This is a genomic window from Corynebacterium sp. CQ3829_602738 (assembly GCF_054478435.1).
Map to the genome: position 1 here is coordinate 249,475 of NZ_CM137003.1, position 25,723 is coordinate 275,197.

Sequence of the window (25,723 nt, forward strand, 5' to 3'; positions counted from 1 at the left end):
CTAGACCCCCAGGGCTGGCTTGATGGTGGTGTTCCAGGCGCGGTCCATGTCCTCAGTCCAGTACGGCCAGGAGTGGGTGCCCACGTTGCGCAGCTCGAAGTGCGCCGGGATGCCCAGGCCGTCCAGCTTGGCCTTCAGGTCGTGGGTGCACTTGTTCACCGCGGCCTCAATCACGCCGCCTTCGACCTGCAGCACGGCTGCACCGGCTTGCGCCGCCGGCATCGGTGCGCCCTTGCCCAGCAGGTAGCTGACCTGGTCCGGGTGCCCCGCAAGGCCCGTGCCGGAGGAGACGTACAGGCGGGTGCCGCGCAGCTTCTCCGCGCCCAACAGCGCGTCGTTGTAGCGGTTGTACGGCCCGTTCATCGGACCCCACATCATCTCCGGGGTGACCGTCTGGAAGTTCGGGTTGCCCGCGCGATTGACGGTCACGCGCGCGAAGTTGTAGCCGTGCGGCGACGACGTGGCTGCGCAGCCGGAAAACGCCGCCACGGCCTGGTACATCCCTGGGTTATGCTGCGCGAACAGCAGCGCGGAGGTAGCGGACATGGACACGCCGGTCACCGCGCGGCGGCCGTTGGCGCCCAGCATGCGCTCGATGGGGCCGGGAAGCTCCTTGGTCAAAAACGTCTCCCACTTCTGCGGCCCGTTGACGTAGTCGGAGGAGACGTCCTCTTTCACCCAGTCCGTGTAGTAGGAGAACGCGCCGGCCTGCGGCACCACCACGTTCACACCCTTGCCGGCGAAGTAGTCCTTCACCGGGTAGAGCTTCAGCCAGTCCTGGTTCTGCTCCGCGCCGCCGGCGCCGTTGAGCAGGTACAGCGTCGGCGCGTTGCGCACGCGGTTGCCTGCGGCGTCGGTGGCCGGGACGACCGCGACCGGGATGTCGCGGCGCATGGAGGGGGAATACACGTTGTAGGACAGCACCGTTTTGTGGTCCACCTGATTGACCCACTCCTGCGCCTTGCCGGTGCGGGTGATGAGCGGCGGGTTCGTTCGCGCGTCCCACGCCTTTACAATGCCCTCCTGGCCGGCCGGCTGGGCGGACACCGCCGGAGCGCCGGTGCATGCGAGGGAGACTGCCGTGAGGGCGGCAAGCGCCGCCGCCTTGATCTTCTTCATCTGTGTATCCAGTCCTGGGGGAGGGGGTTAAACTGACAGGCAATTATTGCGCCATTCTATGGGACATTCGTTACTGTAGTGGCCAGCGTTACGCGTGTGGCGTGTTGCGCCCCGCCCTGAAACCCCGAAAGGACCCCAACATGAACCCCATCGAAACCTTCCAGGTGCAGATCAACCAGATTCTCGGCGAGCTCGTCCACGCAGGCTCCTCCATGTCCTCCACCATCGCCTACGGCATGGGCATGTTCTAAAACTCGCCTTCTCGCACTAACCAAAACGGCGCCTCCCGGCTCGAAAGCGGGGAGGCGCCGTTAGGCGTCGAAAAGCAAGTGCCTACTGCTCCAGGCCGAGCGCATTCTTGAACACCTTGTCAAAGGAAAGCTTGACGTCGTCGCGCCAGGACGCCCAGCTGTGCGTGCCCACATTGCGCAGCTCAGCGTGGGCGACCTTCACATCGTTGGCGCGCATCTTCACCATCAGGTCGTGGGTGCAGGCGTTCATCGCAGCCTCGATCACACCGCCCTCAACCTGCAGCGTCATCGCGTTGGACAGCGCGCGGGTCGACGCCGAATTCGGGTCCACGCCGTACTGATTGATCAAGCGGTCCTTCAGGTAGCCCGGCGTGTCGCTCTCGCCCGCCAGCCCCGTGCCCGTGGACAGGTATACCGCGGTGCCCTTCAGATCCGCGGCGTTGACCAGCGCGTCGTAGTGGCGGTTGTAGTCCGAGCCGCGCTCGCCGAAGATGTACTCCGGTGCCATTACATTCGGCGCGCCGCGGCTGACGGTCAGATCCTGGTACATCCACGGAAGCGGCGTCGAGGTCGCCGCGCAACCGGAGAAGGAACCGATGGCGTCGTAGAAGCCCGGGTTGTGCTCCGCCAAAAGCAGCACGGAGGTCGCGGCCATGGACAGGCCGGCAGCCGCGCGGTGCTCCTGGTCGGCGTTCATGTACGGCTCAACCGCCTGCGGCAGTTCATCCGCCAGGAAGGTCGACCACATCTGCTTGCCGTGGTAGAAGGGGTTCGTGTCCGTGTCCACCGGCGGCTCGGCCGCCCAGTCCACGTAGTAGGAGAATGCGCCTTCCATCGGGATGACAACGTTCGCGCCGGAGTCCTTGTACGTCTTCTCCAGCTCGTCGTAGGCCTGCGCGACCCAGTCGGTGTCCTGTTCGGAGCCGCCGGCGCCGTTGAGCAGGTAGACGGTCGGGGCGTTCTCCTTGCGCTCGCCGTTTTCGTCGGTGGCGTAGAAGATCGCCACCGGGATGTCGCGCTCCATGGACTCGGAGTACACGCGGATCGCCTCGTTGTCCCAGGTGCCGCGGCTGCCTGCGAGGATGCGCACCCACCTCTGGTCCTTGCCGTTGTAGGTCTTCGGGGCCTCACCCAGTGGCTTGATGTTCGGGTGCTCGTCCGTCGGCTCCGCCTCTGCGGTGGTGGCCGCGGTCGAGCTCAAGCTTGTCGACGGCGTCTCCGGCACCACCGTCGTCTCCACAACCTTCGGCTTCTCCTGGGGCGACGTCGGCGTGCTCGTGGCCGGACTCGTGGTCGCGCTGGTTGTCGTGGTCGGGCTCGTGGTCGAGCTCGCGGTGGTGCTGGAAGTCGGGGTCTCAAGCGAGGTCTGCACCGTCGTCGCCGCCGGGGACAGGGTGGTGACCGGCTTCTCGGCGCCGCCCTCCGCGAAGTGCTGGACGGCGGGCACGGAGCCTGCGGCGATAAGGGCGGCGGCGCCCAGGGCTACCGCCGTGCGAGTGAACTTCACAGTGAATCGCTCACTTTCATTCAAAAAACAAACAAGATGCTTCGCAACATTTTGCCAGACGGGCACGTACGATATGCAGCGTGAGTAAAGAACATTTTGACGTTGTTGTCCTCGGCGCTGGCCCCGGTGGCTACGTCGCCGCCATCCGTGCAGCTCAGCTGGGTAAAAAAGTAGCTGTTATTGAGAAGCAGTACTGGGGCGGTGTCTGCCTCAACGTGGGCTGCATCCCCTCCAAGGCCCTGATCAAGAACGCTGAAGTGGCTGAGATCTTCAACCACGATGCGAAAACCTTCGGCATCAAGGGCGACGTGGAGTTCGACTACACCGACGCCCAAAAGCGCTCCCGCAAGGTCTCCGAGAAGATCGTCGGCGGCGTGCACTACCTGATGAAGAAGAACAAGATCCAGGAGATCAACGGCCTGGGCTCGTTCAAGGACGCGAACACCATCGAGATCACCGACGGCGACGACAAGGGTATGACCGTCACCTTCGACGACTGCATCATCGCCACCGGCGCTGTGGTGCGTACCCTGCCGGGCATCGAGCTGTCCGAGAACGTGGTCTCCTACGAGGAGCAGATCCTCAACCCGGAGGCTCCGGAAAAGATGGTCATCGTCGGTGCAGGCGCGATCGGCATGGAGTTCGCCTACGTGCTGTCCAACTACGGCGTGGATGTCACCGTCATCGAGTACCAGGACCGCGTCTTGCCCAACGAGGACAAGGACGTGTCCAAGGAGATCGCGAAGGCCTACAAGAAGCTCGGCGTGAAGCTGCTGACCGGCCACGCCACCACCGAGGTGCGCGACAACGGCGATTCCGTCGAGGTGGACGTGAAGAAGAACGGCTCCGACGACGTGGAGACGCTCACCGCGGACCGCGTGATGATCTCCGTCGGCTTCGCCCCGCGCACCGAGGGCTACGGCCTGGAGAACACGGGCGTCGAGCTCACCGAGCGTGGCGCGATTGCTATCGACGAGCGCATGCGCACCAACGTCGACAACATCTACGCCATCGGCGACGTCACCGCGAAGCTGCAGCTCGCCCACGTCGCTGAGGCGCAGGGCATCATCGCCGCCGAGACCATCGCGGGCGCGGAGACCCTCGAGATCGAGGACTACATGATGACCCCGCGCGCCACCTTCTGTAACCCGCAGGTCGCCTCCATGGGCTACACCGAGGAGCAGGCCAAGGAGAAGTGGCCGGACCGCGACATCAAGGTTGCCACCTTCCCGTTCTCCGCAAACGGCAAGGCAGTGGGCTTGGCGGAGACCGCTGGCTTTGGCAAGCTCGTCGCGGACGCCGAGTTCGGCGAGATCTTGGGCTGCCACCTCGTCGGCGCAAACGTCTCCGAGCTCATACCGGAGGTCGTCCTCGCGCAGCGCTTCGACCTCACCGCAGGCGAGATCGCGCGCTCCATCCACATCCACCCGACTCTGCCGGAGGTGATCAAGGAGATCGCGCACGGCATCGAAGGCCACATGATCAACCTGTAAGCCTTCGCTTTACGACGCACCAAAGGCGGGCCCCGCTTTCTGGCAGGGCCCGCCTTTTTGCGTGCCGATGGTGGAAGCAGCGGTCATAGGTGCGACGGTACCTGCGGGGCGGGAGCAGGGGGCGAATGCAAAGGACGATATCGGCATTTAGGTCCGACGCGGCGGCAAAACCCCAGGTCGCGGTCGGACAGGAACGGCAAATGCCGATATCGTCTTTTGCCTGGAGAGGTTCCAAAAGACCTGGGCTGTGGATAACGATGGCGGCGAGTAGTCCATAGATGAGCGAGGTGCTCCGACACCCCGGCGGCGAGAGCGAGGCGGCTGGGCGGCTTCAGCGGTAGATGTGCTAGTTCCCCGCGCCGCCGTTCTCCGGGCAACTAGCAGATCAGGCCGGGGTTCTGGGGCGGACGGGGGGCGGGCAGTCTCGGGCGGGGCGATCAGGCGAGCGGGCGGGGTGGGGGTGTCGCGGGCATGGGAAAGGCGGCCGGCCGGGCGCTGGGTCCGGCGGGCCGCCTTTGGTGACGTCGAGAAGCGAAGGCTTATGCGCCTGCGACTGCCTCTGCGAGGGAATCGAGGGACTTGGCCAGGAAGTCGTCGTCGAACTTCTCGGTCATGGCGAGTAGGTTCTCCTCCAGCTCATCGCGCTGGTAGGTGAGGGTGACGTTGGTGTTGTCCGCGTCGATCGGCTCGAGCTCGTAGAGCCACTTCGCGCCGACCTTCACCTCGGCGGTGGTGTTTTCCACGTTCTTCCAGCCGATGATGCGGTCGTCCTGGATGGCGAAGACCTCGTTGACGGTCTGGTAGTCGCCGTCCTCCTTGGTCATGTTCATGGTGAAGGTGTCGCCGACGTTCTTCAGGCGCTCGCCCTGGTCCGCGGAGACGACCATGCCGGAGTTGTCCGTCTCGGCGTGGCGCTCGGGGTTGGAGAGGATGTCGAAGATCTCGGCTGCGGGAGCGTCGATCTGGCGGGTTGCTTTGTTTTCAGTGTTCTTGTCGATAGCCATGGCAGCCAGGGTACCGATTTTCGGCTCATAGGGTCGCGCTGGAAGTAAGGGTGAACTAACCAACCAATGATTGACACTTAAAGGGGTGGAGAATGTGGGGTCTAAGGTGGATCGGCAATGCGGTGACGAAGGTCACATTCAATGTGGTGCGCTGGATGAAGGGCTCAAGTGGGGGTTGAGGCTAGGGGGTGTCTCGGGCAACCTGGCAATCCGGTGTGTATGAGCGGGGGCTATCTCTTAGAGTATTAGCGACACTGGAGGTGCCATGACTGTACAAAACGCAGACCGTGAAGCCATTCGTCACGGAAAAATTACTGAGAAGCCGCTGCGCGAGCGGCCGTCCTACCCCACGTGGGCCGTCAAGCTGACCATGGCGATCACTGGCCTGATCTTCGGCCTGTTCGTCCTCGGCCACATGGTGGGCAACCTGAAGATCTTCATGCCGCTGAACGCCGACGGCTCCGCGCCGATCGACGACTACGGCGAGTTCCTGCGCACGATCGGCGAGCCGCTGTTCCCACGCGAGGGCTTCCTGTGGATTCTCCGCATCATCCTGCTGGCCTGCCTGGTGCTGCACGTGTGGGGCGCATTCACCCTGCGCGCCCGCTCCAACGCGTCCCGCGGCCGCTTCAAGCGCACCAACCTGATGGGCGGGTGGCAGTCCACCGCCACGAAGTCGATGATCTGGACCGGCATCATCCTGCTGCTGTTCATCATCTTCCACCTGCTGGACCTGACTCTCGGCCAGGCTGTCGCCTCCGACGAGTTCGTCCAGGGTGCGGTGCGCAACAACCTGCTCGCCACCTTTGCCCCGGGCCGCTGGTGGGTCACGCTGGTGTACGTGGTTGCCAACCTGGCGCTGCTGCTGCACCTGACGCACGGTATCTACCTTGCGGTGTCCGACCTCGGTTGGCTGGGCAAGCGCGGCGAGGGCCTGATGGTCATCCTCGCGTACATCCTCCCGTTCATCGTTGTCGCAGGCAACGTTGTCATGCCGCTCGCCATCGCGTTCGGCTGGGTCCCGGGTTTTTCCAGGTAACGGCTTTTTAGGAGAACAACTATGACTACCTCTATTTCCGGTCTTTCCGGGGCCCAGGGTTCCAACGGCGGGGAGCAGACCTCCGCTGAGGCACAGGGCCAGCAGAGCACCGGCGGCTTCCGCCAGCCCGAGTCTGCAGCTGCAGGCGTGACCCCGGGCAACGTCCTCGAGTCCAACGAGCCGAACCGCGACGAGGTTCGCATGAAGGACATGTGGCAGCACCAGAAGGACCACATGAACCTGGTCTCGCCGCTGAACCGCCGCAAGTTCACCGTCCTGGTGGTCGGCACCGGCCTCTCCGGCGGCGCCGCGGCCGCGGCACTGGGCGAGCTCGGCTACAACGTCAAGGCCTTTACCTACCACGACGCCCCGCGCCGTGCGCACTCCATTGCGGCCCAGGGCGGCGTGAACTCCGCCCGCGGCAAGAAGGTGGACAACGACGGCGCCTACCGCCACACCAAGGACACCGTCAAGGGCGGCGACTACCGCTGCCGTGAGTCCGACTGCTGGCGCCTGGCCGTCGAGTCCGTCCGCGTGATCGACCACATGAACGCCATCGGCGCTCCGTTCGCCCGCGAGTACGGCGGCACCCTGGCTACCCGCTCCTTCGGCGGCGTGCAGGTCTCCCGCACCTACTACACCCGCGGCCAAACAGGCCAGCAGCTGCAGCTGTCCACCGCGTCTTCGCTGCAGCGTCAGATCCACCTGGGCAACGTGGAGATCTTCACCCACCACGACCTGATGGACCTGATCATCACCGAGAAGGACGGCAAGAAGCACTGCGCGGGCATTGTCACCCGCAACCTGATCAACGGTGAGATTGCGCCGTTCACCGGCCACGCTGTCATCCTCGCCACCGGCGGTTACGGCAACGTGTACCACAAGACCACGCTGGCGAAGAACTCCAACTCTTCCGCCATGATGCGCGCGTACGAGCGCGGCGCGTACCTCGCGTCCCCGTGCTTCGTGCAGTTCCACCCGACCGGCCTGCCGGTCAACGCGAAGTGGCAGGCGAAGACGACGCTGATGTCGGAGTCCCTGCGTAACGACGGCCGCATCTGGACCCCGAAGGAAAAGGGCGACGACCGCGACCCGAACACCATCCCGGAGGAGGAGCGCGACTACTTCCTGGAGCGCCGCTACCCGGCCTTCGGCAACCTCGTGCCTCGCGACGTGGCTTCGCGCGCCATCTCGCAGCAGCTCAACGCCGGTTACGGCGTGGGCCCGCTGCACAACTCCGCGTACCTGGACTTCGCCGACGCCATCGAGCGCCTCGGCGAGGACACCATCCGCGAGCGCTACTCCAACCTGTTCGAGATGTACGAGGACTCCACTGGCGAGGACCCGTACAAGGCTCCGATGCGTATCGCCCCGACCGTCCACTTCACCATGGGCGGCCTGTGGACGGACTTCAACGAGATGACCTCCATCGACGGCCTGTTCGCCGCCGGTGAGTGCTCCTGGACCTACCACGGCGCGAACCGTCTGGGCGCGAACTCGCTGCTTTCCGCTTCTGTGGACGGCTGGTTCACCCTGCCGTTCACGGTGCCGAACTACCTGGCCGACCACCTCGGCGAGGAGAAGCTGGCCGAGGATTCCCGCGAGGCCCAGGACGTGGTGGCCGACGTCACCGAGCGCATCGAGCGCATCATGTCCATCCGCGGTCCGGAGCCGCACGGCCCGGAGCACTTCCACGAGCAGCTCGGCGACATCCTCTACGAGCACTGCGGCGTGTCCCGCACCGTGGAGGGCCTGGAGGAGGGCATCCGCAAGATCCGCGCCCTGCGCGAGGACTTCTGGACCAACATCTCCATCCCGGGTTCCCCGAACGACATGAACCAGACGCTGGAGGCTGCACTGCGCCTCGTCGACTACATCAACCTCGGCGAGCTCATGTGCATCGACGCCCTGGACCGCGACGAGTCCTGCGGTGCGCACTACCGTATGGACCACCTCACCGATGACGGCGAGGCAGAGCGTGACGACGACAACTGGTGCTTCGTGTCGGCCTGGGAGCCGGCCGGAGAAGGCCAGTTCATCCGCCACGCAGAACCCCTGCACTTTGATTCGATCCCGCTGATGGCAAGGAACTACAAGTAATGAAACTGACACTTGAAATCTGGCGCCAGGCTGGTCCTGACACCGAGGGCAGCTTCGAGACCGTTCAGGTCGATGACGCTGTGGAGCAGATGTCCATCCTGGAGCTGCTCGACCACGTGAACGAGACCTACGTCGAGCAGGGCAAGGAGCCGTTCGTCTTCGCCTCCGACTGCCGCGAGGGCATCTGCGGCACCTGCGGCCTGCTGGTCAACGGTCGCCCGCACGGCGCAGGCCAGAACACCACTGCCTGCCTGCAGCGCCTGTTCAACTACAAGGACGGCGACACCCTGAAGATCGAGCCGTTCCGCTCCGGCGCGTTCCCGGTGATCAAGGACCTCGCCGTGGACCGCTCCGCGCTGGACCGCGTGATGGAGCAGGGCGGCTACGTCTCCGTCAACGCCGGCACTGCACCGGACGCTGACACCCTGCTGGTCAACCACCACGACGCGGAGACCGCGCTCGACTACGCGGCCTGCATCGGCTGCGGCGCGTGCGTGGCTGCGTGCCCGAACGGCGCTGCGCACCTGTTCACCGGCGCGAAGCTGAAGCACCTGAAGCTGCTGCCGCTGGGTAAGCAGGAGCGTTCCCGCCGCGCCCGCAAGATGGTCGACGAGCTGGAGACCAACTTCGGCCACTGCTCGCTGTACGGCGAGTGCGCCGACGTGTGCCCGGCTGGTATCCCGCTGGATGCGGTCGGCGCAATCAACGCCGAGCGCGCCCGCGCCGCCTTCAAGGGCGGCGACGACTAGGGACGACCACGCGTCCTGTCGTATACTCGAACCATCGCAGCAGCTCACGCTGAAGTCACACCGAAGCTGAAGAAGGAAACAAGAACAATGGGTTCCACCGCAGTTGCAGATATCCGCAACGAGTCCTACCCGGAGTACGTCGGCCGCATCGATGACACCTACATCGACGGCTACGACCCGGTGTCGCTGAGTGCTCCGCACTCTTCCCTGACCCGGAACTCCACCTGGGTTGCAATGGGCCTGATCCTGTCCACCCTCTTCGGCATCGGTCTGGCCGTGTGGGGCGCCGGCGCGATGGTCTACGGTTTCGGCTCCCAGACCCACGACCTGGCCCAGCGCCTGCTGATCCTCGGCATCGTCGAGGCAGTGGTCACCGCCATCCTCGGCGCCATCCTGATCGTCGTGGGCCGCAAGGACTACAAGGCCTACCGCAAGCGCACCGGCCGCGTGAACTAGCCGCGCAGCGCTTCCCGCAAATGCCCTCTCCACCTGCGGAGGGGGCATTTTTCGTGCCCGTGTCGGTGTGCCTGCTTTAATCATGGGCATGAGCGAGCAGCTTTCCATGATGCCCACCCCCACAAACGAGGATGAGCGCCGCCGCGTGCTGCGCCAACACAAGATCGCGGTGACCAGTCTTCTGGGCCTGATGGCGGTGGTGTTCCTGTCGTGCTCGTGGGCGCAGTCCCAGGGCAACGGCGCGGCCTGGATCGGCTACGTCCGCGCCGCCGCGGAGGCGGGCATGGTCGGCGGTTTGGCGGACTGGTTCGCCGTCACCGCGCTGTTCAAGTACCCGATGGGCATCCCTATCCCGCACACCGCGATCATCCCGCGGAAGAAGGACCAGGTCGCCGGGGTGCTCAGCGACTTTGTGTCCGAGAACTTCCTTAACGCCCGCACGATCACCGACAAGGTCATGGCTGCCGGCATCCCGGAGCGGGTGGGGCGCTGGCTTGCCAAGCCGGAGAACGCGGAGCGTGTCAGCGAGGAGGTCGGCAAGTTCACCGTCCGCATGGTCGAGGGCATCGATCCGAAGGAGGCGGAGGCGTTCATCAACGCCCACCTCATCGACCGCTTGGCCGAGCCGATCTGGGGCCCGCCGTTGGGCCGCACCCTGGAGGGGCTGATCGCGGACGGCAAGGTGGATCCGGTCGTCGATGACATTGTCGCCTGGGGGCGCCGCAAGGTCGACGGCATGGAAGAGACCGTGGTCACCATGATCGACGAGCGGATGCCGCGCTGGGCCCCGCGGTTCGCCAAGGAGCTGGTGGGCCAGCGCGTCTACGACGAGATGGTCGCGTTCATGGAGGACGTGGACACCAACCCGCACCACGAGGCGCGCCGTGCGATCCGCCGCCAGATCAACAAGTTCGCCCAGGACCTCCAGTTCGACGGGGAGATGATCTCGCGGGTGGAGGCGCTCAAAGCCGACATCATGGGCTCCGGCGCGGTCACGTCCGCGGCGGGCAGCATCTGGGAGCAAATCTCGGCGTCGATTGTGGCGCAGGCGTCGGATGGGCGAAGCGGGCTTCGTCGTAAAGCTGCTGCTTCGGCGCGCGAGTGGGGGCGAAAGCTTGTCGACGACCCTGCGGTGCGCGCCGACGCAGAGCGGGCCCTGGAGAAGGCCACGCACTTCGCCGCGGACAACGGCGCCGACCAGATCGTGGGCATCATCGCCGAGACCATCGAGCGGTGGGACGGCGAGGAAGCGGCGGAGAAAATCGAGCTCATGGTGGGTAAAGACCTGCAGTTCATCCGCCTCAACGGCACGATCGTCGGTGCACTGGCCGGGCTAGCTATTTACACTGGTTCGCAACTGATCTTCTACTAGCGAAGGAGCGAACGATGACCGACAACACCAACCTGAACAACAACACCGAGAACAACTCCGGCGACGAGGTGCGCAACAACCTCCGCGAGGCTGGCGACGCGCTGCTGTCCGCCGGCTCCGCTATCGGCGCGGCGCTGACGAAGGCTACCGGCGAGCTGTCGGACCGCTTTAAGACCGCCACGGAGGACGCACGCCAGAACCTGAGCAACGCGAACACCGAGGGCGAGGTGCGCGGCGCCGCCACCAACTTCACGGACGAGGCGGAGAAGCTCTTCAACAGCCTGCGCGAGCGCGACCTGCAGTTCACCGACGACGTGAAGGCGAAGCTGCGCAGCACTATCGACGACGCGCGCGCCGCGTTCAACGAGCGCCTCGACGGCACCCAGACCGAGGGCATCGAGGGCACCGTGGACGACTTGCGCGCCCGCTTCGAGGGCCTGGTGCAGCGCATCCAGGACCAGTTCGCTGGCGAGAAGACCGGCGGCGATATCATCGACGGCGAAGTTGTGGACAACACCAAGAACGACACCACCGTCAACGTCGAGGACCTGAAGAAGTAAACGCCATGGATACCGCCGCTGTCAGCCAAATTCACCAGATCATGATGTTGCCGTCCCGCGTGGGGATGGTGCTGATGCTGGTGGTGGGCGTAGCCGGTGTCGTCGGCGCTGTCATGGCGGCCACTACGCGCGCCGATGCCTTCGAGGCGGCGAACCGCCAGTCCAAGGGCGCCTGGGTGGGCATCCTGGCGCTGGCGGCGCTGGCGTGCCTGATGCGCTTCCCGTTCATCGCGTGGTTCGGCGCAGTGGCCATCGGCATCTATTTCTTCGACGTGCGCCCGCAGATCCAGCGGATCCTCAACGGCGACTACGGCTGGTAAAGCGCGCCGCAGCGGCGGCTACGCCGGCTGGGACTCGGGCTGCTGGGGCTGCTGGGGCGCCTGCCCCGGCTGGCCTGGCTGGCCTGGCAGCTGCTGGGACTGCTGCATGTCCTGCAGCTCCTTGAAATTGACGTTCTCGCCCGAAACCGTGACCCGAAGGCCACCGGGGATGACCGTGAAGTCCTCCACGCTCATCCCACCGGTGGCCTCTTGCGCGACACCCTGGGACATGGCGGAGCTGATGGCGTCGGCGACGTCGTCAGGCAGCGCGAAGCCGAACAGCTCAGTACTGCGGGCCTGGAACGTCAGCTGGCCGTCCTGCATCTCCGGCTGCAGCTCAATCCCCGCCGCGCCTGAGGTGAACACGATGGAGAACGTGCCGGCGTCCTCGTTGGACACCACGTCGGAAACGGTGATCACGTTGGCGAGGAAGTTGTCGCCGATCTGATCCTGGATCTGCTGGTTCAGCATGGCGCGCACGAAGTCGTTGGGCAGCTCCGTGGTCAGGCGCACGGACTCAGCCACGGGCTCGCCGTTGTTGAGGCGCACGTTGTCCATGTCCACCACGGACGCCGGGTTGCCGGTGATCTGGTCGCCGTTGATCTGGAGGTCGGACTGCTGGTCCACGGTCATGTGGGGGAACTTGCCGCCGAGCAGGCCGATGGTCACGGGGCTCGCGCCGAAGGACACCGACGTGCCCTCCGGGGCCTGGGAGGTGACTTGGTGGGCGACGAACGCCCGGATGCCTGCCTCCGCCACGATGAACAGCAGCAGCACCGCCACGATGATCGATAGGACAACTTTCCACGCAGTTTTCATGCGGGCCAGTTTACGAAGCAGGAGCGACTGCCAGCCAATCCACAGTGACAAAGTTGTCGGCCAGGCGGCGCCGCTGGGGGTGCACCGGCCAGTCCCGGGCCAGGTCTTCCAGGGCGTGGCGCCACCGCACGCGCGGGCCGTGCGGGGCCCAGCCGCTGGCGCGCTCCCAGGCCGCGTCCGCGTCAACCAGGAACTGGTGGATGGGCTCGCCCGGCACGTTGCGGTGGATCAGCGCCTTGGGCAGCCGCTCCGCCACGTCCGAGGGCTTGACGGTGTGGAAGGGGGCCCAGGACAAGGTCAGCGTGCGGGGACCGGAGGCGTCGAGAAGCAGCCATGCGCAACGCCGCCCCAGCTCGTCGCAGGTGCCTTCGATGAAGAGGCCGCCGGGGGCGAGCCCCGCGCACACCGTGCGCCACACGTCCGGCACCTGGTCCACGTCGTACTGCCGCAGCACGTTGAACGCGCGCACGAGGTGGGGGCGGTAGCCGGCGAGTTCGAAGCCGCCGAGTTCGAAGCGGACGCCGTCGCGAGGCGGCAGGACGCGCTCGGGGTTGATCTCCAGGCCCACGACCTCAATGTCGGGGCGGATCTGGCGCAGCCACCCGGCCCACTCCACGGTGGTGGTGTGCGACGCGCCGTAACCCACGTCCACCGCCAGCGGCGCGGCGGCGGAGCGCAAAAGGGACTGGACCCGCGGGTTAAAGCGGGTCCAGCGGTCTGACCTGCGCAAACGATTCACCCCGGTGGTGCCGCGGGTGATCACCCCGTAGGGCTTGCCGGCGGCACCCGGGGTGGCGCGCAGGTTGTGGTAGTGGGGAATTAGAGGTTCTCGCTAATCCACTGCTCGGTCAGCTTCGCCTCGTTTTCCACGATCTCCTCGAGCGCGTCGGCCACCTTCGGCTCCAGCGCGGCACCCATGAACGGGATGTTCACCTTCGCCTCGAGCTCGTAGTCCAGCTTGGTGTTATCGCCGTCGCGGGTGGCGGTGTACTCGGCGCCCAGGTCCACCGGGGTGCCCTTCACGTCGCCGGTCATGGTGTGCTTGGCGGTGTCGCCGTCCAGCTCGCCGACGGTGACCACGCGCTTGAGCTTCAGGTCCTGGGAGACCATGGCCTGCGCGGCCTCCGGGAGGATGGACTTGGGCAGGATCTCAAACAGGGTGGCGGTGTTGTCCGCGAACTCGTGGAGCTCGCCCGGCTCCGGGGAGAGCTTCTCGGCGATGAACTCCCAGTATTCGCGGGTGCTGTAGGCCTGCGCGACCTTCTCGATCGGCTGGTTGATGTTCACAGTGATCTCACTACGTGCAGTCATGGCTCACAGACTACCGTTGTGGACGTGATTGCCCCATCATTCGCCTCCCTGACCACGCTGCGCGTCGGCGGCACCCCGGCCGCGGCCTACGAGTGCCATAGTGCCGACGAGATCGCCGAAACCGTGGCCAAGCTCGACCGCGACCGGACCCCGCTTTTGGTCGTCGGCGGCGGCTCCAACCTGGTCGTCGCGGACGGTGATCTTGATCTCGCGGCGGTGCTTGTGCGCAATGAGGGCATCTTGCCTATCGACGACCTCCGGTTGCGCATCCAAGCCGGCACCGAATGGGATGCAGTTGTCGCCTACGCGGTGGAGCGCGGACTGGGCGGCATCGAGGCCCTGTCCGGCATCCCCGGCTCCGCCGGCGCGACCCCGGTGCAGAACGTGGGCGCCTACGGAGCGGAGATCGCCGACGTGCTCACCCGCGTGCGGCTTTGGGACCGCGAGACGGGCGTAGACGAGTGGGTGCCCGCGTCGTCGCTGGACCTGGCATACCGGTACTCCAACCTGAAGTTCACCTCGCGGGCCGTGGTGCTGGAGATTGAGCTGCAGCTGGAAAAGACCGACGACTCCATCCCCCTGCGCCACTTGGGCGGAAAGCGCGTCCCCTTGGCCGAGGCGCGTGCCTCGGTGTTGGAGACGCGCCGGGCCAAAGGCATGGTGCTCGATGCCGCCGACCACGACACCTGGTCCGCCGGCTCGTTTTTCACCAACCCCGTGGTGCCTACAGCGCTTGCCGACGAGATCGCCGCCCACGTGGGGGAGGAGTCGATGCCGCGCTTCGCCGCCGGCGACGGCAAGGAGAAGCTCTCGGCGGCCTGGCTCATCGAGCGCGCCGGCTGCCACCGCGGCTTCCCCGGCGAGGATACCCCGGCGCGCCTGTCCACCAAGCACACCCTCGCCCTGACCAACCGCGGTAACGCCCGCGCGGCCGACATCGTCGATCTTGCCCGCCGCGTGCAGGCGCAGGTCCGCGACGCGTTCGGGGTGGAGCTGCACCCCGAGCCCGTCTGGGTCGGCCTCTAGGCGTCGGGCCCAGCCCGCTCCGTGCTCCAGCCCCGCCTCCGCCGCGGCCGCGCCGCTGAAGCGCTAGCGCTCGGCGAGCTTGGACAGCAGGTCGTCGCGCACCTCGCGGCGGCGGATCTTGCCCATTTGGTCCTTCGCCAGCTCGTCGAAGTGATAGAAGGTGCGCGGGACCTTGTAGCGGGTGAGGCGCTCGCGGGCGAAGTCTTTGAGGCCGTCGGGGTCGAGGGCGGAGCCGTCGTTAAGCACGATGCATGCGACGACATCCTCGGAACCGTCGGCGCGCGGGCGGCCCACGACCGCGACATCAGCGACGTCCGGGTGGGTGCGGATGACTTCCTCGACCTCGGCCGGGTAGACGTTGAAGCCGCCGGTGATGATGAGCTCCTTGATGCGGGAGACCAGCTTGATAAAGCCGTCTTCCTCCATGATCCCCATGTCGCCGGTGCGGAACCAGCCGTCGTGGAAGACCTTTTCGGTGGCCTCCGGGTTGTTGAAGTAGCCGGAGAAGACCTGGGGGCCCTTGGCCAGGATCTCGCCGGCTTCGCCGAACGGCATGTCCTCGTCCGGGTTGTCGGGGTTGACGATGCGGATCTGCGTGTCGGGGAAGGGGATGCCGATGTAGCCGGGGCGGCGGTCGCCGGATTCGGGGTTGCCCACGATGATGGGGGAGGTTTCGGTGAGCCCGTAGCCCTCGACGAGGTGGCCGCCGGTGGCGCGCTCCCATTCCTCGATGACGTCGGCGGGCAGCGAGGATGCGCCGGAGAAGCCGATCTTGATGTCGGAAAGGTCGACGTTTTTCTTCTTCGCCGTTTTCACGATGCGCTCGAAGACGGTGGGCACGCCCGGGACGAAGGTGGGCGGGGTGATGCGGATGGCCTTCATGATCAGGTCCATCTTCGGCGCGGGCAGGAGCACGAGCTCGGAGCCGACCAGCATGGTCAGCGTCAGCGAGAACGTCAGTCCGTAGGCATGGAAGAACGGCAGGGTGGCCAGCATGCGCTGGTTGCCTTCCTGCAGCTCCTTGACCCAGGCCTGGCCCTGCAGCGGATTGGCGATGAGGTTGCGGTGCGACAATGCGGCGCCCTTCGGGGTGCCTGTGGTGCCGGAGGTGTAGAGGATCACGGCGGTGGAGTCCGCGGTGACCTCCTCGGGCGTTTTCAGGTCGGCGCCTAATCCGCCGATGGCAGAGCTGGTCAGCGACTCCCAGGGCACCGTGTGCAGGGAGGTGTTCTTGCTGGTGGCGGTGAGCGCTCCACGGGCCTCCAGGATCTTGGGCAGCGGGATGCGCAGGGCGAGCTGCTGAGCGCGCGGCATGGCCTTGGTCATGTTCACGCTGACCACGGTTTCCAGCGGGGTGTCCGCGCGCAGCTTCTCCAGCGTGTCGGCGGCTTTGTCCCAGGCGATGGCGACGCGGGCGCCGTGGTCGATGAACTGGGGGCGAAGCTCGTGCGCGGTGTAGAGCGGGTTGTGCTCGACCACCACGCCGCCGATCATCTGCACGGCGAAGAAGGCGGCGACGTGCTGGGGGCAGTTGGGCAGCATGATGGCCACGCGGTCGCCGGGGCGCACGCCGAACGCTTTCAGGCCGGCGGCGGCGCGGCGCACCTCGCGGTCGAGCTCGCCGAAGGTTTGGGTGCGGCCGAAGAAGCGGGTGGCGATGCGCGAGACGTTCTTCGACAGGTTTTCCTGGTACAGCTCGCCGAGGGTTTTCTCGCCGTATTCCAGCGAGTGCGCGGTCCACTCGGGGTAGTACTGCAGCCAGGGTTTGACGTCGTTGACGTTGGATGGGGTGAGAGCCATGCGCACCACCCTACGCGCTTTGCCGCCCGTAACCTACGGTTGCGTAAGCAACTGGAGTAGCGTGTCGCGCACTTCCCTCCGCCTGATCTTGCCCGTTTGGTCGCGCTGCAGCTGGTCAAAGTGGTAGAAGTCGCGCGGGATCTTGTAGCGGGTCACAAGTTGGCGACAAATGTAACCTACGTTGCGGTAAGTTTGTTGCGCTGCAGGGTGGGCGGGTTTGCTCTAGGCTGTGGCGCGAAACCATTCGAGGGGGAATTGGGGGAAACCATGACTACCTATTTCGAGCCGTCCATCGACACCGATGCCGGGTTTGAGCTCACATCGCCCGCAGTGCTGGACCAGTCCAACCTGGTGGACCCGGTGAAGGCGCCGCCCAAGCAGGGCTGGCGCAAACTCATCCACTCCGCCACGCGCGGCCGCATCAACCCGGGAGGCTCCCGGCGGGAGCTGGAGCAGCAGCAGCTTTTCGACGCCATCCGGGCACCCCTGCGCGGCGACTACCGCATCGCAGTGATGAGCCTGAAAGGAGGCGTGGGCAAAACCACCACCACGGTCGCGCTCGGCGGCGTGTTCGCGCAGACCCGCGGCGACCGCGTCATCGCCATCGACGCCAACCCGGACCTGGGCACCCTGGCCCAGCGCGCCGCCACCGCGCCGCCGGCGACCATCCGCGACCTGCTGCAGGCGCCGGGCACGGAGCGCTACCCCCAGGTGCGCGCCTACACCAACCAGGCGTCTTCGCGCCTAGAGGTCATCGGTTCTGAGCGCGACCCGGCCGTCAGCGAGGCGTTTTCTGAGGACGACTACCGCCGCGCCATCGACATCCTGCAGCACCACTACAACGTCATCCTCACCGACTGCGGCACAGGCCTGATGCACTCCGCCATGGCGGGAGTTTTGGATCTGGCCAACACGCTGGTGCTGGTGACCTCACCCGCGCTGGACGGCGCCCAGTCGGCCTCCGCCACCCTGGACTGGCTGAACCTGCACGGCTACGACCAGCTCGCCGCCAACGCCGTGGTGGTCATTTCCGCGTCCGCGCCGGGCAAGCCGACCATCGACATGGGCAAAGTCGCCGACCACTTCGCCTCCCGCGCCCGCGCGGTGCACACCATCCCGTACGACCGCCACCTTGCCGAAGGTGCCGTGGTGGACCTGGAGCGTGTGGCGCCGGCGACGTTGAAGGCCTACCAGCACCTCGCGGCCACGGTCGCCGCGGATTTCGGGTCCTGGCACCGCCACGCGGCACTCTGACGGGTGCGGTTCGGGCGTCGCGGCCCCGCCCCGACACTTCGCGGCCGAATCTGTCAGCCGGGCCCTTCCGGCCCAGGTCGGTGCAAAGGGCCGCCGTGATCTGTCAGGAACCTAGGTGAAACCCGTGTGCGCTAGTCTTGCCCGCATGCGCGTCGCCATGATTTCCATGCACACCTCCCCGCTCGAGCAGCCGGGGACCGGCGACGCCGGCGGCATGAACGTCTACGTCCACAACACCGCCACCCAGCTGGCCCGCAAGGGCACCACGGTGGACGTGTTCACGCGAGCCACCCGCCCCAGCCAGGGTGAGGTGGTAGAGGTGGAACCCGGCTACCGGGTTATCAACGTGGTGGCCGGGCCGTACGAGGGGCTGGAGAAGCACGACCTGCCCACCCAGCTCGCCGCGTTTTCCGGCGGGGTGGTGCAGTTCGCCCGCGCGAACGACGAAAACTACGACCTGATCCATTCCCACTACTGGCTCTCCGGCCAGGTGGGGTGGCTCTTGGCGGACCTGGCCGGCATCCCGCTGGTACATACCGGGCACACCTGGGCGGCGGTGAAAAACGCCTACGCCACCGAATCCGAAGAATCGGAGGCGCGCCGCATCTGCGAGCAGCAGCTGGTGGACAACGCCGAGGTCTTAGTGGTCAACACCGCAGACGAGACCAGCGAGCTCGCCCGCTTCTACGACGTCGATCCGGCGAAGATTTCCGTGGTCAGCCCCGGCGCAGACACGGAGCTGTACACCCCCGGCACGAACCGCAACACGGAGCTTGCGCGGCGCCACCTGGGCATCCCGCTGCACGCGAAGGTGGTGGCGTTTGTGGGTCGGCTGCAGGATTTCAAGGGCCCGCAGGTGCTGATCCAGGCGATGGGGGAGGTGGTGCGCCGCGGCCGCGTGGACGGCCCGCTGCGCGTGATCATCTGCGGTGGCGCGAGTGGTGCGGGCTCGTCGGTGGAGCGCTACCGCGAGCTCGCGGCGTCGGAAGGCATTGGCGGCTGCACCCGTTTCCTCGGGCCGCGCCCGCCGGAGGAGCTGGTGAGCATCTACCAGGCCGCCGACATTGTGGCGGTGCCCAGCTACAACGAGAGTTTCGGGCTCGTGGCGGTGGAGGCGCAGGCCGCGGGCACCCCGGTTGTCGCGGCGCGCGTCGGCGGCCTGCCGCTCGCGGTCGCGGACGGTGAGACAGGTTTGCTCGTTAGCGGCCACGGCACGGAGGCGTGGGCGGAAGCACTAGAGCAATTGCTTATCGACGACCCCACGCGCATCCACATGGGCGAACAGGCCGTCAGCCACGCGAAAGCGTTTAGCTGGGCCGCCTCGGCGGACAAACTGTTGGAGGTCTACACCGACACCCTGTCCGGCTACGTCCCGGGCGAGGCCACCCGGGACGCCGGCGGAATGTAGCTAGAGGCGCTTGCCGATCTCCTCGCCGAGGGACGCTCCGCCCCAGTAGCCGATGCGGTCGGAGTGGTATCCGATGGCGCGGTTGATCTCCGCCGGGTCGAACTGGCCCTGCGAGGCTTTCTGCGCCAGACCGGCGGCCTCTTGCTTGGCGTTGTCGACGGCTTTGCGGAGCTCGTCGCGGGGCACCGGCGGCTTGAGGTTGGGGTTGAGGCGCTCAATCTCGGCGGAGACGCGTTCCTCCTCTTCGCCGGAGGTGGTGAAGTTCTCGCGCGGCGCGGTGGAGTCGGTGGGGGTGAATACTTCGTTGACGTGGCCGTCGGGGATGCCGTAGGCGTCCTCGATAATGCGGTCCACAGGCTGCGCCTTGCCGAGGGGCCCGAGCGTCATGGAGGACACGCCGATGGCGGCGCCGTCGCGGGGGTCGAAGTTCACGCCGCCGGAGTCGCCCTGCACGTAGTTCAGCCCCCAGCTGTAGATGCCGTTTCTTGTGCGGCCGATCTGCTTGGCGCAGGTGCGGCCCGTGGTGGCGCCGTCCTTGCAGATGGGCTGGCCGAAGTTGTCGACCGAGACCTCGCCCGGAGCGAGCGTGCGGAAGTCGCGCACATGCGTGATCTTCACCGGTTCGCCCTGCACGCCGCCGTTGAAGTCGCGGGAGTGGGACAGGCCGGTTTCGGTCACGCCGTCGTCGATGCGCACCACGCCCCAGTCGGCGGTGCGGATGGACTGCATCGGGTCGCTCAGGTTCATGGCTTCCGGGGTGACGTGGTTGGACGCCACGCGCTCGCCGATGCGCTTGTACTCGGTGCCCACGGGGGCGTAGAACTCGTTTTTCACCTCCGGGAAGCCGGGCATGGTGTTCACGCAATGGGAGACAGTGAGCATCACACGCTGCGGTTCCTCGCCAGGCAGGTGCAGGGTGCCGTTGGGGCCTTGGGAGCAGGTGCCGGCCCAGCCGTCGCGCGGCATGGTCAGTTTCTGGCCGTTGGGCAGGTCGATTGTTTTCGGCGGGTCCTGGGGGAACCCTCGCATCGGCGCGCCGGGTGCGACGAGCGCGGGCGCGGCTTCCGCCGGCGCGGGGAGGGCCTGAAGTGCGAGCATGCTGGCTGCTGCAAGTGCTGTTGCTGGTGTTCGAAGGCTGAATCGCATGAGAATTACCTTAACGTGCAAACCCGGCCCATAGGGCGATATCGTTGCCATGCTTTTCGACGAGCCGCTGAACCTCACCAGCGTCCACCCCGCCACGCAGCGCCCGGCGCGCGGTTTCGTGGGCGGCTTGGCCCGCCTCGTTTACGGCGCGGCGCAGCTCCGTCTTCGGGTTCGGCGGGACGTACCCGGGGTTGAGCTCGCGCGTGGCCCGGTCGATGCGTTCGCGTTCCGCGCCACTGGTGGTGAACTCCGCGCGCGGGGCGGTGCCTGCGATCTGGAACGCCTGGTTGACCTGGCCGTCGGGGATGCCGTAGGCGTCCTCGAGCGCGCGGTCCGCGGCCTGGGAGACGAACAGCGGCCCGATCACGCCATGGGAGGTGCCGATGACGGCGCCGTCACGCGGGTCAAAGTTCACCCCGCCCGAATCGCCCATTTCCGCCGCGACGCCGACGCTGTAGACGGTGTCGCGGCCGCGGGCGATCTGCCTTCCGCAGGACCGTCCGGTGGTGGCGCCGTCTTTGCAGATCGGTTGGCCGAAGTTGTCCACCGAGTACTCGCCGGGGCGAAGCGTGCGGTAGTCGCGGATGCCGGTGAGCTGCACAGGGGCACCCGCAGAACCGCCGGCGGCGTCGCGGGAGTGGGAGAGGTTCGTGGCGGTGGCGGAGTCGTCGATACGCACGAACGCCCAGTCGGGTTCCGTGAGCGCTGCGGGCAGATCGGCGAGCGACTGGGTGTCGGTGGTGGGGCCGCTGTTCGGGCCGCGGGTGCCGATGCGGGTGTAGCCGTCGCCGACCGGCACGGTGACCTCGGTGGACGGCTCAGGCATGCCGGGGATCCGGTTCACGCAATGCGAGGCGGTGAGCATCACGCGTTGCGGGCCCGTCGGGGTGGCGACGGTGCCGGTCGGGCCCTGCGAGCAGGTGACGGTGTAGAGCTCCGGGGGCGCGTTGAGCCGCTCACCCCACGGCGTGGCCGCCTGCGCGGGCGGGTTGACGGCGGGGACGCGGAAGGGGGCGCCAGGGGCGGCGAGCGCAGGCTCCGCGGCCTGTGCCGTGAATGTGGTGAGCGGCGCCGCCAGGGACAACAACAGCGCTGCGGCGGCGAGAGACGCAGGGGTTTTCATACCTCCAGTGTAAGTCCGCGGACCCGGTGTTTCATGTGGTCAGCGGTGTGATCTAGCGCAGGAACGCGTCGACGGCGCCGCGCACATCGCCCGCGTGCTGCTGCGCCGCCGCGTTCGCGCGGCCGGCGAGGTCTTGCGCCGCCGCGACTGGATCCTCAGCCTGCGGAAGCTGCGCGGCTTCCGCGCTGAACCGCGCCGCGTCCGCCTGTGCGCCCATCACGGCGCGGTCGAGCAGCTCGCGGGGCTGGGGGCCGTCGACAAGCTGCGGTGCATTGTTGGGCGAGAAATTCGCGACCTCCTCGTACAGCGGCGCGAAATCGGCGCGCGGCGCAGGCGCTGCCGGGGTGAACGCTTCGTTGACATGGCCGTCGGGGATGCCGTAGGCGTCCTCAAGTGCGCGATCCACCTGCTGCGAGTTGCCGAACGGGCCGAAGCCGATGATGCTCAGCCCCACAGCCTCGCCGGTGCGCGGGTCGTAGTTGATGCCGCCGGAATCGCCCGACTCGTAACCCACGCCGAAGTGCCACACGAAGTTCTGGGTGCGGAACATCTGCACGCCGCACGAGCGGCCGGTGCGCATCCCGTCCTTGCAGATGGGTTGGCCGGCGTTGTCGAAGCTGATCAGCTCGTCGCCGCGCAGGTTGCGGTAGTCCTTCACCCCCGTGATCGCCGCCGGCGCGGACGGGCCGCGGCCCTTCTGATCCACCGACGACGACGCGCCTGACGCCTCCACGCCGGGCGCGAGACGCACCGTGACCCAGTCAGGCTCGTCGATGATGCGGTAGAAGTCCATCAACTCGCCGTTGCCCAGCTCAAACGGGGTGCGTTGCCTATCGACGTCCCCCACCCGCGGGTAGGCCACCTTCCCGCCTTCGCGCAGCGGCGCGAACACGACCGGGCGGACGGTCTTGCTCTTGGACTCCATGCAGTGCGCCGCAGTGACCATCACCTGCTTCGTCTCACCGTCCGGGGTGCGCACGGTACCAACCGGGCCCTGGCTGCACCGCGCGGTGTGGACGAAGGAATCGGAGCCTTCGTCGAGCATGGCGATCGGCGCGCCGGGAGCGGCGAGCGCGGGGGCTGCCGCGGCGGCGGTGGGCGCGGCGGGGGAGGCGAGAGCGACGCAGGCGGCGGCGAGGCTGGCGGCGAGGGCGGAAGCGGAGCGGGGTGAAAACATGCCTTCAGACTCTAAACCCCCGACAAACCCCCGACAGTTTCGCCCATCCGTGGCATGCTTGAAGGCATGGGTAACGGAAAGCTGATTCTCGTTCGCCACGGGCAGAGCGAGTGGAACAAGTCGAACCAGTTCACCGGCTGGGTCGATGTGGACCTGACCGAACAGGGCGAGGCCGAAGCCGTCAACGCCGGCAAGCTCATGGAAGAAAAGGGTGTCCTGCCGGACATCCTGTTCACTTCGCTGCTGCGCCGCGCGATCCGCACTGCGAACATCTCGCTGAACGCGGCTGACCGCCACTGGATCCCGGTGGAGCGCAGCTGGCGCCTCAACGAGCGCCACTACGGCAAGCTCCAGGGCCTGAACAAGGCGGAGATCCGCGAGGAGTTTGGCGAGGAGCAGTTCATGCAGTGGCGCCGCTCCTACGACACCCCGCCGCCGGAGATTGACACGGACAACGAGTACGCGCAGACCAACGACCCGCGCTACGCCTTCCTGCCTGAGGTGCCGCGCACCGAGTGCCTCAAGGACGTGGTGGAGCGCTTCCTGCCGTACTACATCGACGTCATCGCGCCGCACGCCATGGCAGGTAAGAACGTCATGATCGCAGCGCACGGCAACTCGCTGCGCGCGCTGGTGAAGTACCTGGACAACATCTCCGACGAGGAGATCGCCGGGCTGAACATCCCCACTGGCATGCCGCTGGTGTACGAGATCGACGAGACCGGCAAGGTGCTCAACCCGGGCGGCACCTACCTGGACCCGGAGGCCGCTGAGGCTGGCGCCGCTGCTGTGGCGAACCAGGGGCAGAAGTAAGCCTCGAATCACACCGTGACGCCGATTCTCGCTTTTTTCATCGGCGCCGCGCTGACCGTGCCCGCTGTGCTGCTCGGCCAGCGGGCGCTTCGTTGGCGCGCCCGCAACCGGGCGGATGACGGCGGGCAGGACGACACCGCAGCCGCAGTGAGCCAGGTCCTTCACCTGGTTACGCAGGGCTCGCCGACCGGAATCGCTGTCATCAACCGCGCCGGCAACGTGATGCTGTCCAACGCGCGCGCCCACGACATGTCCATCGTGCACGACGGTAGCGTCAACCCGCGTGTGCTCGAGGTGGCCGAAGAGGTGCTTGAGCAGCAGGAAGAGCAGGTGCTGGACCTGGATTTGCCGCAGCGCACCACGGGCAGCCGCATCCGCAACGTGCGCGCGCTGATTGCGCCGCTGATGCTGACGGACAACTCCTACGCCATCGTGTACGGCTCGGACGAGTCTGAAAACGTGCGCATGGAAAACGCGCGCCGCGACTTCGTGGCAAACGTCTCCCACGAACTGAAAACCCCGGTCGGAGGCATAGCGCTTCTTGCCGAGGCACTGCTGCAGGACCCGACGGACCCAGAGATGGTGGACTACTTCGGCACCAAGCTGCACAAAGAGGCCCACCGCATGGGGGAGATGATCACGGATCTGATCTCCCTGTCCAAGCTTCAGGGCGCGGAGGCGTTGCCGGACATGGCGCCGGTGCGTGTGGACGACATCGTGGACGACGCGGTTGCCCGCAACCTGGTCGCCGCTGAAAACCACGGCATTGAACTCACCCGCGGCCAGCGTTTGGGGCTGCGGGTGATGGGGGACCGGGCGATGCTCACCGTGGCGGTGTCCAACCTGATCACCAACGCGATCAACTATTCGCCGAGCGGGCAGCCGGTGAGTGTGACGCAGAAGCTGGTGCGCGACAATGTGGTGCTGATCCGGGTCACGGACCGCGGCATCGGCATCGCGCCGGAGGACCAGAAGCGCGTGTTCGAGCGGTTCTACAGGGTGGATAAGGCGCGCTCGCGTTCCACGGGCGGCACGGGGCTGGGTTTGGCCATCGTGAAGCATGTGGTGGCGAACCATGGCGGTAGCATTACGTTGTGGTCGAGGCCTGGGACGGGCTCCACGTTCACCATTGAGCTGCCCCTGTATGACCCCGAGGCCGCCGGCAGAGCAGAAAAGGAAGAGTGAAGTGACGACCATTCTCATCGTTGAAGACGAGGAATCGCTGTCCGACCCTTTGGCCTACCTGTTGCGCAAGGAAGGCTTCGAGGCGGTTGTGGCCGCAGACGGGCAGGCGGGGCTGGACCTGTTCGCCTCCCAGGACATCGACCTGGTGCTGCTAGACCTGATGCTGCCGGGGATGAGCGGCACGGAGGTGTGCAAGAAGCTGCGCGCCGAGTCTTCGGTGCCGATCATCATGGTCACCGCCCGCGACAGCGAGATCGACAAGGTTGTGGGCCTGGAGCTGGGCGCGGACGATTACGTGACTAAGCCGTACTCCACCCGCGAGCTGGTCGCCCGCATCCGCGCGGTGCTGCGCCGCGGCCCGGAGACCGAGGTAGTCGAGGAGGACGACGAGCAGCTGCTGCAGGGCGGCCGCGTGACCATGGACGTGGAGCGCCACACGGTGCTTGTGGACGGCCAGCCGGTGCCCATGCCGCTCAAAGAGTTCGACCTGCTGGAGTACCTGCTGCGCAACGCCGGCCGGGTGCTCACGCGCGGCCAGCTGATCGACCGCATCTGGGGCGCCGATTACGTCGGCGACACCAAGACCCTGGACGTGCACGTCAAGCGCCTGCGCACGAAGATCGAGGCGCAGCCGTCGCGACCCACCCAGCTCGTCACTGTGCGCGGCCTGGGCTACAAATTCGAAGCGTAA

General features: G+C 66.6%; 25 protein-coding genes. 14 read left to right on the forward strand and 11 right to left on the reverse strand.

Translation table 11 applies throughout. The annotated features are described in order from the left end of the window. Positions 1–1,119, reverse strand: coding sequence for an alpha/beta hydrolase (locus tag ACX1NL_RS01080; protein ID WP_458898402.1), 1,119 nt, complete (start codon positions 1,117–1,119; stop codon positions 1–3). 333 nt (positions 1,120–1,452) lie between these two features. Next, positions 1,453–2,877 (reverse strand): alpha/beta hydrolase, encoded by a 1,425-nt coding sequence (locus ACX1NL_RS01085; RefSeq protein ID WP_458898403.1) that lies wholly within the window; start codon positions 2,875–2,877, stop codon positions 1,453–1,455. 80 nt (positions 2,878–2,957) lie between these two features. On the opposite strand from ACX1NL_RS01085, the gene lpdA reads away from it, so the two are divergent. Continuing rightward, positions 2,958–4,370, forward strand: coding sequence for a dihydrolipoyl dehydrogenase (gene lpdA / locus ACX1NL_RS01090; RefSeq protein ID WP_458898404.1), 1,413 nt, complete (start codon positions 2,958–2,960; stop codon positions 4,368–4,370). A gap of 539 nt (positions 4,371–4,909) precedes the next feature. Here the strand turns inward: lpdA and ACX1NL_RS01095 are convergent. Beyond that, on the reverse strand, positions 4,910–5,374 hold the full coding sequence (locus tag ACX1NL_RS01095; RefSeq protein ID WP_239307427.1) for an SRPBCC family protein: 465 nt from the start codon (positions 5,372–5,374) through the stop codon (positions 4,910–4,912). A 265-nt stretch (positions 5,375–5,639) separates the two neighbouring features. Here ACX1NL_RS01095 and ACX1NL_RS01100 point away from each other — a divergent pair, with 265 nt between their 5' ends. The 7 genes from ACX1NL_RS01100 to ACX1NL_RS01130 all read left to right on the forward strand — a co-directional run bounded on the left by ACX1NL_RS01100 (position 5,640) and on the right by ACX1NL_RS01130 (position 11,970). Continuing rightward, positions 5,640–6,413: a succinate dehydrogenase cytochrome b subunit gene (locus ACX1NL_RS01100; RefSeq protein WP_458898405.1), complete on the forward strand. Its 774-nt coding sequence runs from the start codon at positions 5,640–5,642 to the stop codon at positions 6,411–6,413. A 21-nt stretch (positions 6,414–6,434) separates the two neighbouring features. Further along, positions 6,435–8,513, forward strand: coding sequence for a fumarate reductase/succinate dehydrogenase flavoprotein subunit (locus ACX1NL_RS01105; RefSeq protein WP_458898406.1), 2,079 nt, complete (start codon positions 6,435–6,437; stop codon positions 8,511–8,513). Next, positions 8,513–9,262 carry a succinate dehydrogenase/fumarate reductase iron-sulfur subunit gene (locus ACX1NL_RS01110; RefSeq protein WP_181889685.1) on the forward strand — a complete coding sequence of 250 codons (750 nt, stop codon included), beginning with the start codon at positions 8,513–8,515 and terminating at the stop codon, positions 9,260–9,262. Before ACX1NL_RS01105 ends, ACX1NL_RS01110 begins: the two co-directional genes overlap by 1 nt. 87 nt (positions 9,263–9,349) lie before the next feature. Beyond that, positions 9,350–9,718, forward strand: a complete 369-nt coding sequence (locus ACX1NL_RS01115; RefSeq protein ID WP_181889686.1) for a hypothetical protein — start codon at positions 9,350–9,352, stop codon at positions 9,716–9,718. A gap of 88 nt (positions 9,719–9,806) precedes the next feature. Continuing rightward, positions 9,807–11,090 (forward strand): DUF445 domain-containing protein, encoded by a 1,284-nt coding sequence (locus tag ACX1NL_RS01120; RefSeq protein ID WP_458898407.1) that lies wholly within the window; start codon positions 9,807–9,809, stop codon positions 11,088–11,090. Positions 11,091–11,104: 14 nt separating this feature from the next. Beyond that, positions 11,105–11,650, forward strand: coding sequence for a CGLAU_01105 family protein (locus tag ACX1NL_RS01125; RefSeq protein WP_458898408.1), 546 nt, complete (start codon positions 11,105–11,107; stop codon positions 11,648–11,650). A gap of 44 nt (positions 11,651–11,694) precedes the next feature. Next, positions 11,695–11,970 carry a DUF2516 family protein gene (locus tag ACX1NL_RS01130; protein WP_458898878.1) on the forward strand — a complete coding sequence of 92 codons (276 nt, stop codon included), beginning with the start codon at positions 11,695–11,697 and terminating at the stop codon, positions 11,968–11,970. Between the two features lie 18 nt (positions 11,971–11,988). Here ACX1NL_RS01130 and ACX1NL_RS01135 read toward each other — a convergent pair whose 3' ends face one another. The 3 genes from ACX1NL_RS01135 to ACX1NL_RS01145 are packed head-to-tail and all read right to left on the reverse strand — an operon-like array spanning position 11,989 to position 14,100. Continuing rightward, the gene (locus ACX1NL_RS01135) at positions 11,989–12,789 is read right to left on the reverse strand and encodes an LmeA family phospholipid-binding protein (RefSeq protein ID WP_458898409.1); all 801 of its coding nucleotides are present in this window, start codon (positions 12,787–12,789) and stop codon (positions 11,989–11,991) included. 10 nt (positions 12,790–12,799) lie between these two features. Beyond that, positions 12,800–13,609, reverse strand: coding sequence for a class I SAM-dependent methyltransferase (locus ACX1NL_RS01140; RefSeq protein ID WP_311390126.1), 810 nt, complete (start codon positions 13,607–13,609; stop codon positions 12,800–12,802). Continuing rightward, positions 13,609–14,100, reverse strand: coding sequence for a DUF2505 domain-containing protein (locus tag ACX1NL_RS01145; protein WP_239355962.1), 492 nt, complete (start codon positions 14,098–14,100; stop codon positions 13,609–13,611). The genes ACX1NL_RS01140 and ACX1NL_RS01145 overlap by 1 nt, the downstream gene beginning before the upstream one ends. An 18-nt stretch (positions 14,101–14,118) precedes the next feature. On the opposite strand from ACX1NL_RS01145, the gene ACX1NL_RS01150 reads away from it, so the two are divergent. Then, entirely contained in the window at positions 14,119–15,126 is a 1,008-nt protein-coding gene (locus tag ACX1NL_RS01150) for a UDP-N-acetylmuramate dehydrogenase (protein ID WP_458898410.1), read from the forward strand. A 63-nt stretch (positions 15,127–15,189) separates the two neighbouring features. Here the strand turns inward: ACX1NL_RS01150 and ACX1NL_RS01155 are convergent, their stop codons facing one another. Together ACX1NL_RS01155 and ACX1NL_RS01160 are read right to left on the reverse strand one after the other, a co-directional pair. After that, positions 15,190–16,926, reverse strand: coding sequence for a long-chain-fatty-acid--CoA ligase (locus ACX1NL_RS01155; protein ID WP_458898411.1), 1,737 nt, complete (start codon positions 16,924–16,926; stop codon positions 15,190–15,192). Between the two features lie 33 nt (positions 16,927–16,959). Then, a complete protein-coding gene (locus tag ACX1NL_RS01160; RefSeq protein WP_458898412.1) occupies positions 16,960–17,082 on the reverse strand; it encodes a hypothetical protein in 123 nt (40 codons plus the stop codon). A gap of 111 nt (positions 17,083–17,193) precedes the next feature. Between ACX1NL_RS01160 and ACX1NL_RS01165 the strand changes: the two genes are divergently transcribed. Further along, the gene (locus ACX1NL_RS01165; RefSeq protein ID WP_458898413.1) at positions 17,194–18,180 is read left to right on the forward strand and encodes a MinD/ParA family ATP-binding protein; all 987 of its coding nucleotides are present in this window, start codon (positions 17,194–17,196) and stop codon (positions 18,178–18,180) included. Between the two features lie 145 nt (positions 18,181–18,325). Continuing rightward, the gene (gene mshA, locus ACX1NL_RS01170) at positions 18,326–19,588 is read left to right on the forward strand and encodes a D-inositol-3-phosphate glycosyltransferase (RefSeq protein WP_458898414.1); all 1,263 of its coding nucleotides are present in this window, start codon (positions 18,326–18,328) and stop codon (positions 19,586–19,588) included. Here mshA and ACX1NL_RS01175 read toward each other — a convergent pair whose 3' ends face one another. The 3 genes from ACX1NL_RS01175 to ACX1NL_RS01185 are packed head-to-tail and all read right to left on the reverse strand — an operon-like array spanning position 19,589 to position 23,034. After that, a complete protein-coding gene (locus ACX1NL_RS01175; protein WP_458898415.1) occupies positions 19,589–20,686 on the reverse strand; it encodes a chymotrypsin family serine protease in 1,098 nt (365 codons plus the stop codon). 58 nt (positions 20,687–20,744) lie between these two features. Further along, the gene (locus ACX1NL_RS01180; RefSeq protein WP_269952137.1) at positions 20,745–21,857 is read right to left on the reverse strand and encodes a chymotrypsin family serine protease; all 1,113 of its coding nucleotides are present in this window, start codon (positions 21,855–21,857) and stop codon (positions 20,745–20,747) included. Between the two features lie 52 nt (positions 21,858–21,909). Further along, on the reverse strand, positions 21,910–23,034 hold the full coding sequence (locus ACX1NL_RS01185) for a chymotrypsin family serine protease (protein ID WP_269508541.1): 1,125 nt from the start codon (positions 23,032–23,034) through the stop codon (positions 21,910–21,912). A 66-nt stretch (positions 23,035–23,100) separates the two neighbouring features. Here ACX1NL_RS01185 and ACX1NL_RS01190 point away from each other — a divergent pair, with 66 nt between their 5' ends. The 3 genes from ACX1NL_RS01190 to ACX1NL_RS01200 are packed head-to-tail and all read left to right on the forward strand — an operon-like array spanning position 23,101 to position 25,723. Further along, complete coding sequence (locus ACX1NL_RS01190) at positions 23,101–23,847, forward strand: phosphoglyceromutase (RefSeq protein ID WP_448238204.1); 747 nt, start codon at positions 23,101–23,103, stop codon at positions 23,845–23,847. Between the two features lie 15 nt (positions 23,848–23,862). Next, positions 23,863–25,032, forward strand: a complete 1,170-nt coding sequence (locus ACX1NL_RS01195) for a sensor histidine kinase (RefSeq protein ID WP_239355952.1) — start codon at positions 23,863–23,865, stop codon at positions 25,030–25,032. A gap of 1 nt (position 25,033) precedes the next feature. After that, the gene (locus ACX1NL_RS01200; protein WP_181889699.1) at positions 25,034–25,723 is read left to right on the forward strand and encodes a response regulator transcription factor; all 690 of its coding nucleotides are present in this window, start codon (positions 25,034–25,036) and stop codon (positions 25,721–25,723) included.

Coding starts and splice junctions, on each gene's coding strand:
- ACX1NL_RS01165 (WP_458898413.1), top strand. CDS start 17,194: ATGACTACCTATTTCGAGCCGTCCATCGACACCGATGCCGGGTTTGAG.
- ACX1NL_RS01130 (WP_458898878.1), top strand. CDS start 11,695: ATGTTGCCGTCCCGCGTGGGGATGGTGCTGATGCTGGTGGTGGGCGTA.
- ACX1NL_RS01100 (WP_458898405.1), top strand. CDS start 5,640: ATGACTGTACAAAACGCAGACCGTGAAGCCATTCGTCACGGAAAAATT.
- ACX1NL_RS01080 (WP_458898402.1), bottom strand. CDS start 1,119: ATGAAGAAGATCAAGGCGGCGGCGCTTGCCGCCCTCACGGCAGTCTCC.
- ACX1NL_RS01135 (WP_458898409.1), bottom strand. CDS start 12,789: ATGAAAACTGCGTGGAAAGTTGTCCTATCGATCATCGTGGCGGTGCTG.
- ACX1NL_RS01125 (WP_458898408.1), top strand. CDS start 11,105: ATGACCGACAACACCAACCTGAACAACAACACCGAGAACAACTCCGGC.
- ACX1NL_RS01185 (WP_269508541.1), bottom strand. CDS start 23,034: ATGTTTTCACCCCGCTCCGCTTCCGCCCTCGCCGCCAGCCTCGCCGCC.
- ACX1NL_RS01190 (WP_448238204.1), top strand. CDS start 23,101: ATGGGTAACGGAAAGCTGATTCTCGTTCGCCACGGGCAGAGCGAGTGG.
- ACX1NL_RS01110 (WP_181889685.1), top strand. CDS start 8,513: ATGAAACTGACACTTGAAATCTGGCGCCAGGCTGGTCCTGACACCGAG.
- mshA (WP_458898414.1), top strand. CDS start 18,326: ATGCGCGTCGCCATGATTTCCATGCACACCTCCCCGCTCGAGCAGCCG.
- ACX1NL_RS01180 (WP_269952137.1), bottom strand. CDS start 21,857: ATGAAAACCCCTGCGTCTCTCGCCGCCGCAGCGCTGTTGTTGTCCCTG.
- ACX1NL_RS01155 (WP_458898411.1), bottom strand. CDS start 16,926: ATGGCTCTCACCCCATCCAACGTCAACGACGTCAAACCCTGGCTGCAG.
- ACX1NL_RS01095 (WP_239307427.1), bottom strand. CDS start 5,374: ATGGCTATCGACAAGAACACTGAAAACAAAGCAACCCGCCAGATCGAC.
- ACX1NL_RS01175 (WP_458898415.1), bottom strand. CDS start 20,686: ATGCTCGCACTTCAGGCCCTCCCCGCGCCGGCGGAAGCCGCGCCCGCG.
- ACX1NL_RS01120 (WP_458898407.1), top strand. CDS start 9,807: ATGAGCGAGCAGCTTTCCATGATGCCCACCCCCACAAACGAGGATGAG.
- ACX1NL_RS01115 (WP_181889686.1), top strand. CDS start 9,350: ATGGGTTCCACCGCAGTTGCAGATATCCGCAACGAGTCCTACCCGGAG.
- ACX1NL_RS01105 (WP_458898406.1), top strand. CDS start 6,435: ATGACTACCTCTATTTCCGGTCTTTCCGGGGCCCAGGGTTCCAACGGC.
- ACX1NL_RS01145 (WP_239355962.1), bottom strand. CDS start 14,100: ATGACTGCACGTAGTGAGATCACTGTGAACATCAACCAGCCGATCGAG.